Origin of the sequence: Leptothoe sp. ISB3NOV94-8A (assembly GCF_043421595.1) — a bacterium.
GTDB classification, from domain to species: domain Bacteria; phylum Cyanobacteriota; class Cyanobacteriia; order Phormidesmidales; family Phormidesmidaceae; genus Leptothoe; species Leptothoe turfae.
This window is the reverse complement of the sequence record NZ_JAXSQW010000001.1, coordinates 5,503,551-5,520,028: the sequence shown is the minus strand read 5'-3', so window position 1 is coordinate 5,520,028 and position 16,478 is coordinate 5,503,551. Positions and strand designations below refer to the sequence as shown.

The 16,478-nt window shown below is 46.7% G+C and carries 15 protein-coding genes; 5 read left to right on the top strand and 10 right to left on the bottom strand.

From position 1 onward, the window contains the following. Positions 1-58: 58 nt before the first annotated feature. The 4 genes from SPB21_RS23625 to SPB21_RS23610 form a co-directional block, all read right to left on the bottom strand. Positions 59-1,540, bottom strand: coding sequence for a carotenoid oxygenase family protein (locus SPB21_RS23625; protein WP_499867847.1), 1,482 nt, complete (start codon positions 1,538-1,540; stop codon positions 59-61). Positions 1,541-1,629: 89 nt separating this feature from the next. Next, positions 1,630-3,018 (bottom strand): folate/biopterin family MFS transporter, encoded by a 1,389-nt coding sequence (locus SPB21_RS23620; protein ID WP_499867846.1) that lies wholly within the window; start codon positions 3,016-3,018, stop codon positions 1,630-1,632. 170 nt (positions 3,019-3,188) lie between these two features. After that, on the bottom strand, positions 3,189-3,482 hold the full coding sequence (locus SPB21_RS23615; RefSeq protein ID WP_163659916.1) for a hypothetical protein: 294 nt from the start codon (positions 3,480-3,482) through the stop codon (positions 3,189-3,191). 157 nt (positions 3,483-3,639) lie between these two features. Further along, entirely contained in the window at positions 3,640-4,170 is a 531-nt protein-coding gene (locus SPB21_RS23610; protein ID WP_163659914.1) for a DUF4330 domain-containing protein, read from the bottom strand. 433 nt (positions 4,171-4,603) lie between these two features. Between SPB21_RS23610 and SPB21_RS23605 the strand changes: the two genes are divergently transcribed. Further along, positions 4,604-5,452, top strand: coding sequence for a M48 family metallopeptidase (locus SPB21_RS23605; RefSeq protein ID WP_499867845.1), 849 nt, complete (start codon positions 4,604-4,606; stop codon positions 5,450-5,452). Here SPB21_RS23605 and SPB21_RS23600 read toward each other — a convergent pair. Further along, positions 5,422-6,207 carry a pantothenate kinase gene (locus tag SPB21_RS23600; RefSeq protein WP_163659910.1) on the bottom strand — a complete coding sequence of 262 codons (786 nt, stop codon included), beginning with the start codon at positions 6,205-6,207 and terminating at the stop codon, positions 5,422-5,424. The genes SPB21_RS23605 and SPB21_RS23600 overlap by 31 nt on opposite strands. Before the next feature lie 770 nt (positions 6,208-6,977). Continuing rightward, positions 6,978-8,255: a glucosylglycerol 3-phosphatase gene (gene stpA, locus SPB21_RS23595; protein ID WP_163659908.1), complete on the bottom strand. Its 1,278-nt coding sequence runs from the start codon at positions 8,253-8,255 to the stop codon at positions 6,978-6,980. 98 nt (positions 8,256-8,353) lie between these two features. Here stpA and SPB21_RS23590 point away from each other — a divergent pair, with 98 nt between their 5' ends. Then, positions 8,354-8,998 carry an L-threonylcarbamoyladenylate synthase gene (locus SPB21_RS23590; protein WP_163659906.1) on the top strand — a complete coding sequence of 215 codons (645 nt, stop codon included), beginning with the start codon at positions 8,354-8,356 and terminating at the stop codon, positions 8,996-8,998. A gap of 17 nt (positions 8,999-9,015) precedes the next feature. After that, complete coding sequence (locus SPB21_RS23585) at positions 9,016-9,270, top strand: hypothetical protein (protein ID WP_499867844.1); 255 nt, start codon at positions 9,016-9,018, stop codon at positions 9,268-9,270. Positions 9,271-9,772: 502 nt separating this feature from the next. Here the strand turns inward: SPB21_RS23585 and SPB21_RS23580 are convergent. Then, the gene (locus SPB21_RS23580; protein ID WP_163659902.1) at positions 9,773-12,190 is read right to left on the bottom strand and encodes a tetratricopeptide repeat protein; all 2,418 of its coding nucleotides are present in this window, start codon (positions 12,188-12,190) and stop codon (positions 9,773-9,775) included. A 435-nt stretch (positions 12,191-12,625) separates the two neighbouring features. Between SPB21_RS23580 and uppS the strand changes: the two genes are divergently transcribed. Then, positions 12,626-13,402 (top strand): polyprenyl diphosphate synthase, encoded by a 777-nt coding sequence (gene uppS, locus SPB21_RS23575; RefSeq protein ID WP_163659900.1) that lies wholly within the window; start codon positions 12,626-12,628, stop codon positions 13,400-13,402. 77 nt (positions 13,403-13,479) lie between these two features. Here the strand turns inward: uppS and SPB21_RS23570 are convergent, their stop codons facing one another. Next, complete coding sequence (locus SPB21_RS23570) at positions 13,480-14,331, bottom strand: NAD(P)-dependent oxidoreductase (protein WP_499867843.1); 852 nt, start codon at positions 14,329-14,331, stop codon at positions 13,480-13,482. A gap of 195 nt (positions 14,332-14,526) precedes the next feature. Between SPB21_RS23570 and SPB21_RS23565 the strand changes: the two genes are divergently transcribed. Further along, positions 14,527-14,991: a hypothetical protein gene (locus tag SPB21_RS23565; RefSeq protein ID WP_163659896.1), complete on the top strand. Its 465-nt coding sequence runs from the start codon at positions 14,527-14,529 to the stop codon at positions 14,989-14,991. A 63-nt stretch (positions 14,992-15,054) separates the two neighbouring features. Here SPB21_RS23565 and SPB21_RS23560 read toward each other — a convergent pair whose 3' ends face one another. Continuing rightward, the gene (locus SPB21_RS23560; RefSeq protein ID WP_499867842.1) at positions 15,055-15,702 is read right to left on the bottom strand and encodes a DUF3386 domain-containing protein; all 648 of its coding nucleotides are present in this window, start codon (positions 15,700-15,702) and stop codon (positions 15,055-15,057) included. A 133-nt stretch (positions 15,703-15,835) separates the two neighbouring features. Further along, complete coding sequence (gene msrA, locus SPB21_RS23555) at positions 15,836-16,468, bottom strand: peptide-methionine (S)-S-oxide reductase MsrA (RefSeq protein WP_499867841.1); 633 nt, start codon at positions 16,466-16,468, stop codon at positions 15,836-15,838. Positions 16,469-16,478: the final 10 nt, after the last annotated feature.

Below are 16,478 nucleotides of genomic sequence, written 5' to 3'. Positions count from 1 at the left end.
CGATCCCTGATTAAGGGAGACGGTGAGAAGCCTGGGTATTGGTAAAAACCGTTGTGTTCTACGCAGGTATCACAAAATCCTGCGTGAAATTACCATGCAATCCGTAGGGCACATGATGGGGGAGCTTCAGTGTGGCTACCGGACCTTGTGTCACATGTTGAGCATCTAAAATTGCTAGCTCTGAGCAACCGCGTTCGGCATTGTAAAACTGACTTAAAATCCAGCCATCATCTTCAACTGTGCTATTGGGACGCGGCACAAAGATCGGTTCACCGGCAAAGCCGCGGGGGGCAAAACTCCAAATCTCTTCTTTGCCAGTGGCTAAATCCCGTTTAAGTACAGCCTGGAGAGGGGCATTACCTTGGGGCTGATGGGCAACACCAATGTATAAATAGCGGTAGGGACGACCCACGTTGTTGGGGTTTAGGTCAGGAAACTCGCAACCGCGCTCAATTAAACAGTCCGCTTGGCTAGTCTCTGTGGTCAGGTCTAATTCAAAACGCCATAGCTGTCCTTCAGGAATTCGACTAAAATCAGCTTCTAAGTAGTTTTTTGCACCTTTAAGATCGGGAAATTCTTGATAGCAAACGGAATCTAAGTAGAGCTTGCCATCAGCCTCGAACGCATTGGCATGATGGAAAACAAAGCAGGGTTGCAGATCAACTGTTTGAATGGGGCTGATGCCATCGCGGGGAATAACAATGGCTCGTGTGGGTTGTTTCTCATTGAACTGAATACATTCAGCAGCTCCTTTGATGCCTGCCAGGTAAGGTATGGGATTAAAGCTCACCGGATTTTGAAAGAAGATGCAGTAGTTCGGGGTGATGGCGAAGTCGTGCAGAAACGCGAACCCTGGAATATTGCGGCGGTGAGTATGCACCAGGCGGCCTTTTGGATCAAATTCGTAGAGGGTAATGGTGCTAGATAGTCCCGTTTTAACGCCGAAGTTGACCAGGCAGGGTTGGTTGTTGTTGCGATCGCAACTTGGATCAATCCGTGGATGGGCAGAAAAAGCTTCCCCCGGTTTGAGCACACCGTCTAAGTAATCCAGACCCAGGGTGTCTAATGTCTCAGGATTGAGTCGATGGGGTTCCGCTGCTTCCCATAGGGCCAGCAATTTTTCGCCCCAATAAATCACATTGGTATTGGCGATGTTCTTGAGGCGTAAATCAAAGGCATTGGCCATGGGACCACCGGGTTTTTGGGTACCAAATACACCGCGATAGAGAGGTTTTCCAGCAGCTCGTTCTTTGACATAACCCTCGGTACGTACAAAGCGATTGCGAAAATAGGCTTTGCCTTGGGCAATAGAGATGGCCGTAATCATGCCATCGCCATCGAAAGGATGGTGTACAGGATAACCGTTAACATCGAGTAATCCTGGGCCATTCCGAAAGAGTGTTCCTTCTAGTTCAGCGGGAATGGTGCCATCAATGTCTTCAATTGCATAGGCATACTCATTGGGCTGTGAACGATAGCCGCTACGCCAATCGTCCATGTCAAAGCTAGTGGAAGCACTGGGAGATGAGAGAGTCTGCATAGGAAGAGGTAATTGATGTAATTCGGGTATGAATTGTGAATGTGTAAGGCCTGCGTGTGATGTTAATCACCACCTAATTGGCTAGCGCGTTATGACGATGTAAGTACCGGTTCTGGAGCCGCTGAATCTTTGTCAGCAGCGTCTTCCCCATCGGCCTCAGATAATTCCATGTCTGACGATGCAGACGTGCTAGGGAGCAAAAATAGTAGTGGCAGTGGTAATAACGTCGTGAGACTGGTAATGGTTACGAGCAGCCACAAATTCTCAAAATCTGTCTCAGTCACATGCAACCAATGGGTTAAGAGGGCACCTAGCTCATGGGAAACAAGACCGGCCAGATTGACAATCGACATTAGCAGCGCAAAGAGGGTGGCTTCTACACCAGCGGGGCATAGTCTTGCTGACAAGACCAGCACAGGCATAAACGCAATTTGGCCCATGACGGTAAGAATTGCGCTATCGCCAAGACTAAACCAGTGATCGTCAATACCGATGCTGCGATTCGCATGGGTCACCAAAAGCAATGTGGTCATGCCCCCCAACGCTGCTAGAACGGTAGACCAAGCAAAAATTGTCCGAAATGGAACGGCTTTGAGAAAGCGCTGAAAAATAGCGATACCTACCAGGGCTGCCAGACTGGTGACTAGGCGGACTCGTCCTAGAAATTCAGGCTCGAACCCTAAATCGTTAGTGGTGAAAAAGAAAAAAGCTGAATCAGCACTGGGGGTGGACTGCCAGAGAAACAGAAATAAAGCAGGCATCCAAATGACCCGTTGGCTAAAGGCTGCCTTTAGCTGTTTGACCTGACTCCATAACGTTTGAAAGTTTGCTTTTTCTTGGGCCGGTTCCTCTGCAATCAGCCAGGCGACGACGGAGACAATTAGGGGAAATGTGGCGGTTACCGCAAAAACTACGCGGGTACTTGTTTGCTCCAATAATAATCCGCCCAGGTAGGCCGTTAGTACCCCCCCTAGGGCAGACGCCCCCCAGCACAGTGACTGGAGGGTGCCAACTTCGCTCTGGGATTCTTGACGGGCACGCTCGACCACCAAGGAATCCACAATCACGTCTGCGATCGCAACAGACAGCGAACTGAGCAAGATCATCGTGGTCGCTAGCCAAGCGGTATTAGCGAGGGTTGCCAAGGTCAGCCAAGCCGCTGTACCCATCACGCCCGATAAGACTAGATAGGGGCGTCTGCGATAGCCAATGATAGGTAAGCCATCAGATAAGAATCCGAATAGGGGCTTAATGGTCCAAGGTAAGCTAGCGATTCCGGTGAGTGCTGCAACTTCTGCAGGGCTCAGACCTAAATCATCCTTAAGAAAAAAACTAATTGCTAACCGAGCCAGACCTAAGATGCCTTGCACAAAGTACACCAGCAAGATAGCGGTTAACTCAGTAGTCAGGGGCCGACCTAGTAAAATGCGTTTTTCCAAAAATTGCTTAATACCCTGCGAGTCGGCAGCTGCAGTCATGGACGACAAAAACCTTTAAGAAATGTCAATTAATTTTAATCATAACGATTCTCCTGCCATTGCCCCAGAACATTGGCCAATAATCCAAAAATTAGGCAAAAAAATGGGGGCAATGATTTGCCCCCTAAGCCCTGAAATTAATTGAGAAAAAGCGGATCAAATGCTATTGACTATGACTTATCGCGTGTATCTAGAGCGTCGAGACGATATTGCTGGATAGTCGTGTCAGTTAGTGAGCCGCTGCTTTTTGTGCGTAGATTTAGCTCATCTAGGCGACGCTGCTGAAGCGTAGTATTGACCAAAGAATCACTGCTCTTCGTGCGCTGATCCAACGCATCTAACCGACGCTGCTGAAGAGTGGTGTCTACTAAAGAATCATGAGTAGGACTTTTAGCTTCAACAGCAGGTGTAATAGCAGCAGCAGCTAATAGAACTGATAAACCAGAAAGTACGAAGCGTTTCATAGTGTGTCCTCCAAAGAAAGGAAGTTTTTAATGCTTTCTTATCTGTGATTTTGGACAACACATCTGAATAGCCTCTGATAGAAGTCTGAGAGCTTTTAAAAAAAGAATGATAGTTGGCTGAGCAAAGAATGTGATTTAAATCACATTCTTTGCCGGATCACTCAAGGATACGAACAGCTACCGTACTAGCTTTAAACGTGTAGATTTTGCCTTCTAATTCAATGGGGGTGCCAATTTTAATTCTGCTATTGCCTAAGACAGGACCATCCTTGGTAATCTCGGCGGTTCCTGTCAGAGTGATCAACATGTCAGCCGTAAATCCTAGTTCAGGTCTTGGATCAGGAAACGATTTCACTGAGCCATCAGGTTGGGGGACGGCAGTGCTACGGGGCAGAGCTTGCACATCTTTGACGGTAACTTGGCCGTAGGGTTGATTGCGAATAATGATTTTGGTAGTGCCTTCAGCCTTCAGGTCGTCTAGAAACTGTTCAGGATTGAGAACAGTCAAACCTCGAGTCATCACATCGACTTCGACCTCCTGATTAACAGCTCCAACTGGGGCCACCGAACCTGAGGCACCAGGGTAGAAAAATATGGCAACTGCCACCATTAGAATAATCAGTCCTGCTCCAATATCTAGGAGACTGATTTTGCCAAATAAGCGGCCTTTAGAATCCAAAATAGCCATAGTTTCTGGCACTCCGAACAATCCCTACTATTTAGACTTAGTGCGTTTGAAAGCGCTGATTAGCCCAAGCGATAATGTAACAGACATGCAACGCCTCTATACAGAATATGCAAAGCAATCGTTAGTATTTAACCATGGGGCATGTCGATTAAATGGGCGTCAGACTATTAAGCAGTGCCTGGGTTGCAGTGTCAAATCGTAGATTGATGGAGTATCCGCCAGTTGACGAATGCTGCCTCCTCATGTGACTGCTTAAGCTGGGTTTAGTGCCCAAATTTACAGTCAATTAACTGTCACAGCCTCCAGATTAAGCCTCGGCAGCTATCGTTATGGTCAAACCATGGACATCAATTGACTGTTGTCGTTGTCCAACTTCAGAGTTGACCGTACCTGTCTTTTGTTTGATTCATCGTTTCACTACAGTAAGCTGACCATGTCTAATGCATTTCTCCGCTGGGGTAATCGCTGGCAACGCCGTTTAGCCTATGGCTTGATGGCTTTTTTCGTGACGTTAAGTTTTGGCGTCTTTACACCAAGACCTGCTACTGCCGGTTTGCTCGACATCATTTTGCCGACGATTCAGGTGTTTCAGATTACCAATATGTCTGATGAGCAGGAAGTTAGTCTGGGTAAGCAGGTTAATCAACAGCTGCTTTCTAGCTCATTTCGACTACATCGAGATTCCTCTCTCACAAGTTATGTAGATCAAATTGGTCAGAGCCTGATTCCCCATAGCGATCGTCCAGATATCCCCTACGTATTTCAGGTGGTTGAAGACGACAGCATTAATGCGTTTGCCACGATGGGTGGGTACGTATACATTACGACTGGTCTACTTGCTGCGGCTGACAATGAGGCAGAGGTTGCAGGGGTGCTTGGACACGAAATTGGACACATTGCCGAAAAGCATGCCCTTGATCAGATGCGAGATGTTGCCATTGCCCAGGGTGTGGCCGGGGCCTTTGGGCTGAGCCGCAACCAAATGGTGGGGATTGCTGTGGATGTGGCATTGACTCTGCCCAACAGCCGTAGAGATGAGCTTGTAGCTGACGAACATGGCTTTGTCACCATGGGTGAAGCTGGCTATGATCAGACTGGTATGGCAACGCTGATGCAAAAGCTAGATAGTGGCAACAGCCCACCAGCTATCTTTAGCACGCACCCAAATCCTCGTGATCGAGTAGTGCGTCTACAGCAAATGGATAACGAATCAGCAATTCCTTCAGCGACAGCCGGTACTGATACTACAGCCTATAGTTCTCGAGTTTCCTCCTTGCGGTAAGCAGAGATTCCCCAAAACATAAGGTTTGGATCAAACCAGGTTCTATTTACTAGAGCCTGGTTTTGTTGTATCTGATATTGCGCCAGGTAAAGGCGATGGAGATACTCGCCGTCACCGCCTGTGAATAGAATAGATGTGTCAGGATATTGGCTGATCCAGCTGTGAATAAATTCATGGATGCTAGCCAGGATGGTATGAATTACACCGCCTTGAATGGCACTAGGAGTATCCTGAGCCCACCGTGTTGGTAAGTGTGGCGGCGGGCTGAGATGGGGGAGTGCTGCGGTGTAGTGATGTAAGGCAGCTAGATGCGATCGCACGCCCAATAAAATGGCTCCTCCCACAAACGTACCAGCGTCTCCCGCTGTAAATGTCAGTGCGGTACCTCCATCGATGACCAAAGTAGGCCAACTATAGTGCTGACCCGCGCCCCAAAGCGTAACAATGCGATCCAGCCCCATGGTGGGATACACCTTCTCTAAAGGAAAATGACGGAGCCATCGAATCGTAGATATATGTTCCACCCCCCGTGTTTGGCTGGGCACCACTGAAACAGCCCAAATATTGAGAGATTCAATTGGTAAGAGCCGTATCTGAGAGGGGGCATGGGCTGCCAAAATTGAGGATAAGTCTGGGGTGGGTGTTTGGCTATTGACTAGATGTTCATGGTGCCAAACGTGTTGTAAGTGATCATCCTGAAACCAGGCCCAGTGCCATCGCGTATTCCCAATGACGAGGGCTAGCCAATCAATCATTATTGCTTTAACTATTGGCTTAGTACAGATTTATGCGGTCTAAAATTATTCATTAAAATAGGGACCAGTTATTTCTAACTGGTCCCTTTTAACTTGGCAAAACTCAAAAACAATCGCTAGTCTACTGTTAATTTGGTTGGAGAAATAGATAAGATTAAGTTGCTAGGGTTTACGATTCAAATTTGCTACTTGCCTTATATCGATTGAGATTTGGTTGCTTTTTTCAATTACTTGAAATGATGCTAACCCTACTTAGACACATAGCTAAACCTGAAGAAGATTTGGATTTCAAATGTCAGGAACAATTGGATTTACCTGACAGCTATTCAGTTGTTTCTATAGGATTAATGTAGCACTAGCGACATGGTCTGATCGATGGCCTTTACTCAAGTTTACAACGGTTTATATAAGTCTTCGATTGATTATCTTTATCAATTTAGAAAATTGGTTAGAGTCAGTTTTGTAACGTTTTAGTCCTACTTTAAGGGTTTCATTTTTTGTTGGCTGACTAATATGATCCTTTGTTCATTTAGCTTCGCCAATCATGCCTGCACCATTGCGCAGCGCGGCTGTTATGAGCATGAGATGCCACCGTATCGAGACTATCTGCTTTCCGATTGCACCTTAGGTAGATAGAGCATTGCGATGACAGTTGCCATCGCAATGCTCTAGTATCGGTCCCGGATATTGTGGTTGAGGCGTCGGTGTCGCGAGCCTGCCCAGCTTGATGGCTATACCGCCCAATTAATTCCGAAGCTGACCCTCTCAGGTTACAATTGCCGCCGCCCGTGGGCACCTGTTTCGAATATCTGGCAATATTGCTGATGACCACCAGGAAAAACCACATTTAGCTTTAGCGGGTCGCTATTATCCCGTGGATCACCAGGGCCTTGGGTTACTTTTGAGATACCATTTTGGGTCTCCACTTGGACGGGACGACGGTTTTTAAGTTCTCCACCACTGCTGTCGACATAGGCGACGAGATTGCCATTATTAAAGACGTGGCCGATATTTTGGATCAGCTGGAGGAAGTTGCGATCGCTCCCACCACGCTGAAACACCAATCCATCTTCTGTCTCCACAGCCTGGCTGGTAACCGTATCACCAACACCAATGATCAGCGGCATGTGCGCCGGGTCAAAGTCTTGCTTGACCAGAGCCAACATATCATCCATCGTTCTAGGGGCTTGCCGCGCATTAAATCCAATCCCTAAGGGGTGTACCCCTATTTTCTTGAAGTAATAGCGATTAAGTAAAGCCAGTACTCCAGCTTCCTTAATGGCTCCGCGCAGCATAAATTGAAAATCTGTGGTGCCTGAAGTGGTCTCATTGGCCCACCATACAGCTTCGTCACCATTGTTGTTGCGCCCTAAGTTAGGGGCATAGTGCACAAAAAATGAGTCCCCCAAGCCTTTTTCTACAGCCTCTGTCAAAAGCTGATCCATTAGCACTTTCATGTGTTCTTGAATTTGTTGATAAAGCGCTGGATTGGCAAGCTTTTCGTAAAACGTGTTGAGGTTGGCTGTAGGGGATGCCACATTGTCTAGTACTGATGCATTGATGCAGTGGTTTAGAACTTCTGAGGATAAACCGTGGTTAAGGTTGTTCAAAAACTCACGCAGGGCTGTTGTAATCCGATTGGGGACAGATTGAAGAAAAATGAGCTCATCATCACTGACGCCAGGGTGGTTTAACTGGCCGTAGCGGTCCTGCCACTGCACACCTCCGGCTGCTAGCCCTGGTAAGTGACAATCGCTCACGTCTTTCCCTAATGCCTTTTCAATAATGCCGTTAATTCCTCGTTTGCCAATGTGTTCACCATTGGTCAGAACAAAAAAATGACCATCATAGGCTGTGACAGCTTCTACATATGATGGATGGATTTCACGGTTGAGGGGATCTTTAACCAGTCCCATGCACACTCCATCCAAATCTTGAATGATCAGTAGGTTTTCGGTGTGGGTAAGTAACTTAGTGAACGCCGCGTGATCTAAGGAAAACGTTTGCTGATGTAGTGGTACACGTGTTTCAAAGCTGGAGGTGACCATAGGACTTTTGTTAAGAGAATTAGCCGTTTTCGTAAAAATACGGTAGCACTCGTTACGATACAGTTTGCAGTAGCGAGTCACGAGTGAGGGCTCGACCCATGGCTACAATTTATACTCTCCATCCAGAGTCGCCTCAATTGTTTAAAGTCGAGAAAATTCGTAAGCAGTTGCAAAGTGGTGCGGTGATGCTCTACGCCACTGATACTGTTTATGCTATTGGCTGTGATTTGCTGTCTAAGAATGCCATTAAGCGGGTACGGCAGCTCAAGAAACTGTCAAATGATAAACCCCTGACATTTCTGTGCTCGTCGCTGTCGAATATTGCTGAGTATGCCTATGTCAGTGATCCGGCCTATCGGACAATGCGTTATCTGGTGCCAGGACCCTATACATTTATTTTGCCTGCGACAAAATTAGTGCCGAAGCTAGTGATGAATCCTAAACGTAAGACGACAGGGATTCGGGTGCCGGATAGTGCAGTGTGTCAGGCACTCTTGAAGAGTCTGGGCAACCCGATTATTTCCACGTCGGCCCATACGGGGGATATGGATGAAGCTTACTTCTCTCGCTATGAGTTGTTTGATGCTTTAGAGAAGCAGGTTGATCTGATTATTGATAGTGAAGCTGAGCCGAGCTATCTGGCATCGACGATTTTGGATATGACTGAAGATGAGCCAGTCATTCTGCGTAAAGGCTTAGGCTTTGATGCCGTCGAACAATTCGCAGCAGCAGCAATTGAGTAGATCCAGCCAAGGTTTTAGTGGCAACAAGTTCCTATGACACCATTGGTAATGTGTTTTTCTCTCCCATGATTCACATTGAGCCTATGGCACTGAAGCACCTCTTAGTGATTATCTCTGCGTTTCACATACTCAGCACAAAGGCTATCTTCGAATGGACTTATTATCTGGAAGGGCTGTCTCAGGATGATCAAGTTGTGTTCGAGGCTGTGAGCGATGACGGTATTGATGCAACAACGTTGCGATCGCGACAACAAAAAGAGAACGCCAATTGATATGATGTGTCAAGAATAGGGCTACACAGGTCTTCATTCGCATACTAATCAATATTAATGATTTCTGTAGCTGTAACAGTTTTTTGTGATTGCTATTTTTTAGGGAAGATAGTGCCTGAAAATGAATAAAACTTCTTGATTAAAGGCAGTATTTTTACCTTTTACAATACGTGGTTTTTGATTGGAAAGTGAGATGCGCAAAAAAAAGACTGCCGGTTTGCACCGCACAGTCTAATCATTGGCTTTCAGAATCAAAGAGACTAGATCGTACTGACAGCTACCTTCTGTCTCGGGGAAGATTGCTGATGTGCTCGTTCGGCACATTTCTAGAATAGTCAGTAACTTCGATAGTTGGATAAATCGCTGATGAAGAAATCAGTATTTCGTATGATCTGCCTATAAAACCCGCCTGTAGATAGCGGCTTATACTGGGACTCACTGATTTTCAAAATGAACAGGCTGTTTTTTTAATATCAATTGATTTGACTCTACAGTCAGTCATTTAACCTAATAGTTTTTCTACTCGGTTAACCTGTTTTTGGGCATGAATATCAGAGTATAAAGCTAGGGCACGATGCCAGTGCTCATGGGCAGTATCTTTTTGATGAAGGCTCATATAGCTATGTCCTAGTTCCACATGGGCATTGGCTAGGTCGCACTTGGCACCAATGCTATGAAATAGGGCAATGGACTGTCTGTGATAGTCCATTGCCCTATCCATATGCTGACGCTGGCGGGCAATGGTGGCTAATCCAGTCAGAGCTTTTGCTTTTACTTGTAGATAATGGCCAACATCAGCAAATGTGAGGGCCTGCTGATGTAATGTTTCAGCTTGTTCCATATCCCCTAGCTGACCATAGGTTTGCCCCAAAAGCTGGATAAAATAGGCGAGTCTGCCTGACTTTGGACTGTGATGGGCAAAGGTGCTGAGGCATTGGCTAGCGAGGGTGTGGGCAGCTTTCGTTTGATTATGATAGGCCAGGGCCAGGGCCAGGGCAACCATTGCCTTATCTGCCCAAGCCTGATGTGGGGTATCTTGCCCAAGTTCTATAACGGTATTAAAGGCTGCTTTGGCTTGGTCTAGTTCCCATAGATCCATGGCATACAGTCCCAGGCTCAACCGTGAATCGATGTTTAACATCTGGAGGTAATAGTGGTTGAGGGAATCTGCTGGATCCGTAATCGCTAGTCGCTGCTGAGTAGTTGAGATCGCACCTTGCTGACATTCAATGGCCTGACTAATTTCCCCCGTAATCCAATAAATATCGCCCAGAATATTACGGAGTTCGCTCACCTGGGGCAATGGGTCAGGTGCCGTTTCCAGATGGGATAACACTTCTAAAATTAATGTGCTGACAGGTTGCAATAAGCCCATGCGATACAGGCTACTGGCCAGGGGTAAGAACTGTTGCCATTGGTTATGACGGCTCTGCAACAGCACCTGTGCTGCTGCCTGATATTCATCGATCGCAACATAGTGATAGTAGGCTTCCAATGCTTTCTGAGCATCTAGCAGTTCTGTTAGTTTCTCTATGCTATTAGTCCAATACTGGGCAGCTACCTGATTAGCCTGATACCAGAGGTCGCTTTGTCGTAGCCGTTCAATCGCGACAGCACGAATGACTGGATGCAGCCAATATTGGCCATTTTCCATCTCAATCAGTGAGCGGTTGCGAAGAGATGAAATCGCCCGCTGACCGTCGGTACTGTTACATTGAGCCAGAACAGCAGGCAGCGATAGTGTAGCAATGGTTTGATAGCGATAACAGCTCAGACGACACAAGAGTTGATACGCTATGAGGTCGAGGCACTGGAGTCGATTGATTTGGCTGATGACCAGGTTATTTAAATCAATCTCTGCTAACGGGTCTGCGCCGTAAGCTTGCCAATAGGCCTCTAGGTCACCATTGAAATCAGTTTGTACTGTACTACATAAAATCTCCATTGCCTTGGCGTTACCACCATAGGCACGGTGTAACCTCTGCAAAATCTTGTCAACCTCAGGTAGGCGCAATTGATGATAGGTAAAACACTGTTGCCAATCTGTAAAGGTGAGACGAGGTAGGCGATAATGATACGCTCGGATGCCTGGCTCACAGAGACGATCGCGGCTAGTTATTAAGGTTGTTGCATTAATGGAAAAATCCGCTAACAACTTTAGGAGTTCTGCATAACAACGAGCCTCAATAACAAATTGTCCATCACCATCTAGAGCGGGCTCAAGGTTGTCAATGAGAATACCAACGCGTTTTTGTTTTAGATGACGTTTTAATCGACTCAGGCTAATACTCAAGTCCTGACCGGGTTCATCATTGAGATCCTGACGCAGCCACTCGTCGAGAATATTTTTAACCGCAGTTAAGCTGGAGGTTTCCTGCGCAATACGCCACTCTAGCACTACATCGAATGTCATTTGCCGTAAATAATGCTGGGCGAGGGTGGTTTTGCCTAGCCCGCCCTCACCTTGAATAACGATGATTTTGTGCCCTTGATGACTAATGGTATTGATTGTTTCAAGCGCTGCGCTCCGACCAATAAAATGTGGATCTAAAATTGGCGATTCGCTGTTTGGGATCGTTTTTTGAGTGGATTGCGAGGTATGCGATGCACTAACGCGGGGCCAGGCTTCCTCAGCAACGTGCACCATTTTGCGTTTGGCACGTTTCAGCCAGTAGACCAGCCGTGAACGGTAATTACCCTTAGTAATGCGCTCCCCTAATACATCGGAAAGCAAGCGCCATAACTGAGACGCGACATCTTTTACATGACCTTCACTATAGCCAGCAATGGTTGCGATCGCACGGTAGGTTTTGCCTCCCCATACCTGCTTCAATATGCAGCATTGCAGGTCACTGAGGTGTTGTCCTGTTTTCTCATAGAGTAGATAATCCGTAAATTCGATAGCAGTATCGACACCCATCGGCCACAGTCAATGGAAAACCATTGATAGACTACCGTTATCTTCCAAGCCATTGCGCATAGGATATTCCGACTTTTTCAGACCTTTAAATTCAAACCCTTACCTACAATCTCAGACAAAGAACCCTATAGGGTGTAAACAAGCAAGGGGGTACACTGGTCTGACCTGTCTTTTAATCAAAGGATTTTGATGCACTTTCTGTAGTCTGCTGTTCATAGATTATAGAGACGTCTAAATTTCAATGATTTAGGGCATCCTTGAATCATGTCACCGTTCTTAGTTAAGGAGCGTTGTGTGGATGATTGTATGAAAGTCAATGGTTTCGTAAGAGCCAATATTTTAATTTTTCCTTGAACTTGACTATATCGGTTGCGTGACAGCACAGACAGGCCATTCACGTTTAAGGCATATTTGGAGCAATACGTATCTGCAATTATGACGATCCAAACTCTGAAAACTCTACCGTCTGACCTTGACCCTCGCGGTCTACCTAACCACGTTGCTGTGATTATGGATGGCAATGGCCGCTGGGCTCAGAGCCAAGGTTTACCCCGGATTGAAGGCCATCGTCGAGGGGCCATTGTGCTCAAAGATTTGCTGCGCTGCTGTAAGGATTGGGGGATTGGAGCTCTAACTGCCTATGCCTTCTCGACTGAGAATTGGCGACGTCCCCACGAAGAAGTCGATTTTCTGATGGTTCTGTTTGAGCGCTTGCTACGCAAAGAGTTAGCGGAAATGCATGCAGAGGGGGTACGTATTCGTTTTATTGGTGATCTAGACGGTTTACATACATCCCTGCGTCGTGAAATGGAACGCTCTATGGAGCAAACCAAACATAACGATGCTGTGGAGTTTAATGTTGCTATCAATTACGGTAGCCGCCATGAAATTACTCAGGCCTGTCGCTCGGTTGCTGAACGTGTTGAGCAGGGTGAGCTGTCTGCCGATGCGATTACTGAAGAGCTGTTGGAACGTCATCTCTATACTTCTGGCTGTAGCGATCCAGATCTGTTAATTCGCACCAGTGGCGAGCAGCGGCTCAGCAATTTTTTACTATGGCAAATGGCCTACGCCGAGATGTACTTTACTAATGTATTTTGGCCCCAGTTTGACCGCCAACAGTTTCACCAGGCACTGCTAGCCTTCCAAAATCGCGATCGCCGATTTGGAGCCCTGTCAGAACCTGTAAAAGCTAAGGCCCTGACCGCCTAGTTTTGGGAGTATTGCGTTCAGAGTGTTGAAGTTTGGTGGGTGGATGTCACTCAAAATTCAACACTCAGCACTCAAAATTATTCATTCACAGCGGCAAACACGGCTGAATAATCTTGGTCAGCTAGTCCTTTGTCTACGGCTTGTTGCACCATATGGGCCACACTTTTGGCAACGTCGGCGTTAAAGGTGTCGGCAGCTTGCACAAACAGGTTCATGTCTTTGAGTAGATGCTTGCTGGGGAAATTGGGATTGGCAAAATTGAGATCGCACATACGGCCTAATTTTTTGTCAAAGGTGGGAGCGTAGAGTGCACTTTGTCGCACGATGGCCATGAATTTCTCAACGTCGATGCTTTCTTGCTGGACCAGTCCTAAACTCATGGAGAAGGCAGTGGTCAGGGTGCCAATCAGCTGGTTCATAGCCAGTTTGACACCACTGCCTGCACCCACTGGACCCATTAACTGAGGTTCTGGCCCAAAACATGCCAAAATTGGTCGCCATTGAGCAAATTGCTCTGGGGTGGCCCCTACCATCACAATTAAAGTGCCTGCTTTGGCTTCGGGGATGCTGCCGAGAACAGGCGCTTCGAAATAATCGCCACCAGCCGCTTGGACGGCTTGGGCAATGGCTTTACTTTCTTGAGGGGCGATGGTTCCCATTTGTAACACTGTTTTGCCCGTTAGCTCTGCCTTAGCTTCTGGACTTAAGAGTGTGGTCTCGATGGCGGCAGCATTGGTCAACATCAGGATAATCAGTTGAGAAGCTGCGATCGCACTAGCAGGAGTCTCTGCCTGTTTAACCCCTGTTGCTAACAGCCCCTCTAACTTATGAGCACTGCGGTTCCACGCATATACTTGATATCCAGCTGATTGGAGCAGCTGTGCCATGGGGGTACCCATCAGCCCTGTACCTAGAAACCCAATGTTCAATTTAATTTCCTCTATGTCAGTATGTTTGAATTCCAGCTGTCCTGGGGTAACCCTAGTAACCTGTAAAACTAAGAAGCGATAATATTGCTGCTTGTCCTGTGGAAGTTGGCTAATGTCTTTTCACTGGAAATCGGGAGACGCATAAAGCCAAAGAGGCCTTCGTCGCAACCCAATCACTGTATGTATAAATCTTATATGTCCACTTTTTATTGTTCTCGTATCGTAGGTCGCTTAGTTTTATCGTTAAGTGTTTCGGCGGCCCTAATTTTGACTAGCTGTACTCCTCGTGAAGACTGTTCCTTAATTAATGGAGCGCTAGCAGAGGGCAACTTACGTATTCAAGAAATCAATGAAGGCAATCTGGGTGGCTCGGACTACAACCAGGGCATTGAGCGTCAGATTGGCCGCATTTACTATGATGTGTCCCAGGTACTTGATAGTCTGCTGATCTCAAATCGCAAGTTGCAAACGATTCAGTTCCAGCTTGTTGAGGTATATCAGCAAGCTTCGGACTATCGCTATCAAGCGGCGGAGTTGATAGCTAGCAACCCTGACCCTAACGATCAGATTAAAACCGATGTGCGTACACTACAGCTAGATTCTGAAGCGCAGGTGGGGGCAGTGACGGAAAATCTACGTAAACAATGCCCGCTCCGTTAGTAAAACTGTAGAGCGGGCAGCGAGTCAAATAATTTGTGACTGATTGTTTTGGCTATTTATTCGTTATTTAGCTGCGGTGGCTAGGAACTGAATATTGGAGAAGTTGAACTCCATGTCGCCCTCATCATCAGATGAGATCGCACGACGAGTCAAGATAAAGTAATCACCTACTTTGTCGTACTCGTCGGTAAATTCGCTACGCCCTTTTTTCTGCTCTCCAGTTTTTGGGTCGTGGTATACCGAATCATAGGTATGGGATAAGTAGCCGGCACCAGTGTCGTGAGTGCTAAAGGTGTTAATAGTAACGACTACGCCGTGAATGTGGCGATGAACTAGCACCACCTCATTATCAAGAACCTTGTACTTATCACCAGTGGATTTTCCTTCGACCAGGATCTCCACAGCTCCACGCTCATCAGTGTCACCCATGGCAAATGTATTTTTTCCATGGGTATCTTCAAACTCACGGCGTACTCGATGAATGGCAACCTCCCAGAGTTGCCCTTTAACCAGCTTCAGCGCTGCCTCATCCTCAATATCAAAAACCTCCGCTGACAGGTCGGGATTAACTCGAGCTTTCCCAATATAGGTTTGCTCACTATGCTTAAATTCGACATCTGTAGTGTAGCCAGGGAAGTTTCCATCCCAGGTGTAGCGGTTTTCGTAGGCGGCACGCATGATATCGCGCGCAGAAAGCTGTACAGCAGTCATGGGCACTTATTGGATTACATCTATCCTTTACTTTAGTCAGTTTTTTATCCCTTGGGCAGATAGTATATATATCGACTGTCAATAGCGATGATTCCGCCGATGGGAATCATCGTCACAACATATACTCAAAAGATTACTCGTTTAAATTACCCCAAAGCTCTCCTAAACGCTGATCACGACCACAACCAAAGCGATATAACCGATAGCGAGCTGGATGAGTCTGATAATAATTCTGGTGGTAATCTTCTGCCGGATAAAACGTATCTGCTGGTAGCAAGTCAGTGGCAATGGGTTGATCAAATAAATCACTCACTGCTTCTTTTGACGTTTCAGCAAGCTGTCGCTGAATTTCATTGTTATAAAAGATGATCGATCGATATTGGCTACCTTTGTCGCAAAACTGCCCTTGGGTATCCAGGGGATCTACATTTCGCCAAAAGGTATCTAAAAGTGTTTCATAGCTGATGATATCGGGGTCATACTTAATCTGCACAACCTCTGCATGGCCTGTTATCCCTGAGGAAACCTGGCGATAGCTAGGGTTGTCAACAGTGCCTCCCATGTAGCCTGAGGTGGTATCTGTTACCCCTTGTAGCTCATCAAAGGGATGCTCCATACACCAAAAACAGCCCCCTGCAAATGTTGCTTGGGCCGTTTCTGCTACGGCTGTAGAGGCTCCTAGACACCATATGCATCCTATTAGCACACTCAGAAATACTTGTTGTAGCAACCGTCTCAACGGCCATTTCTTGAAAATGCTGCCCATAAAAGTGTAC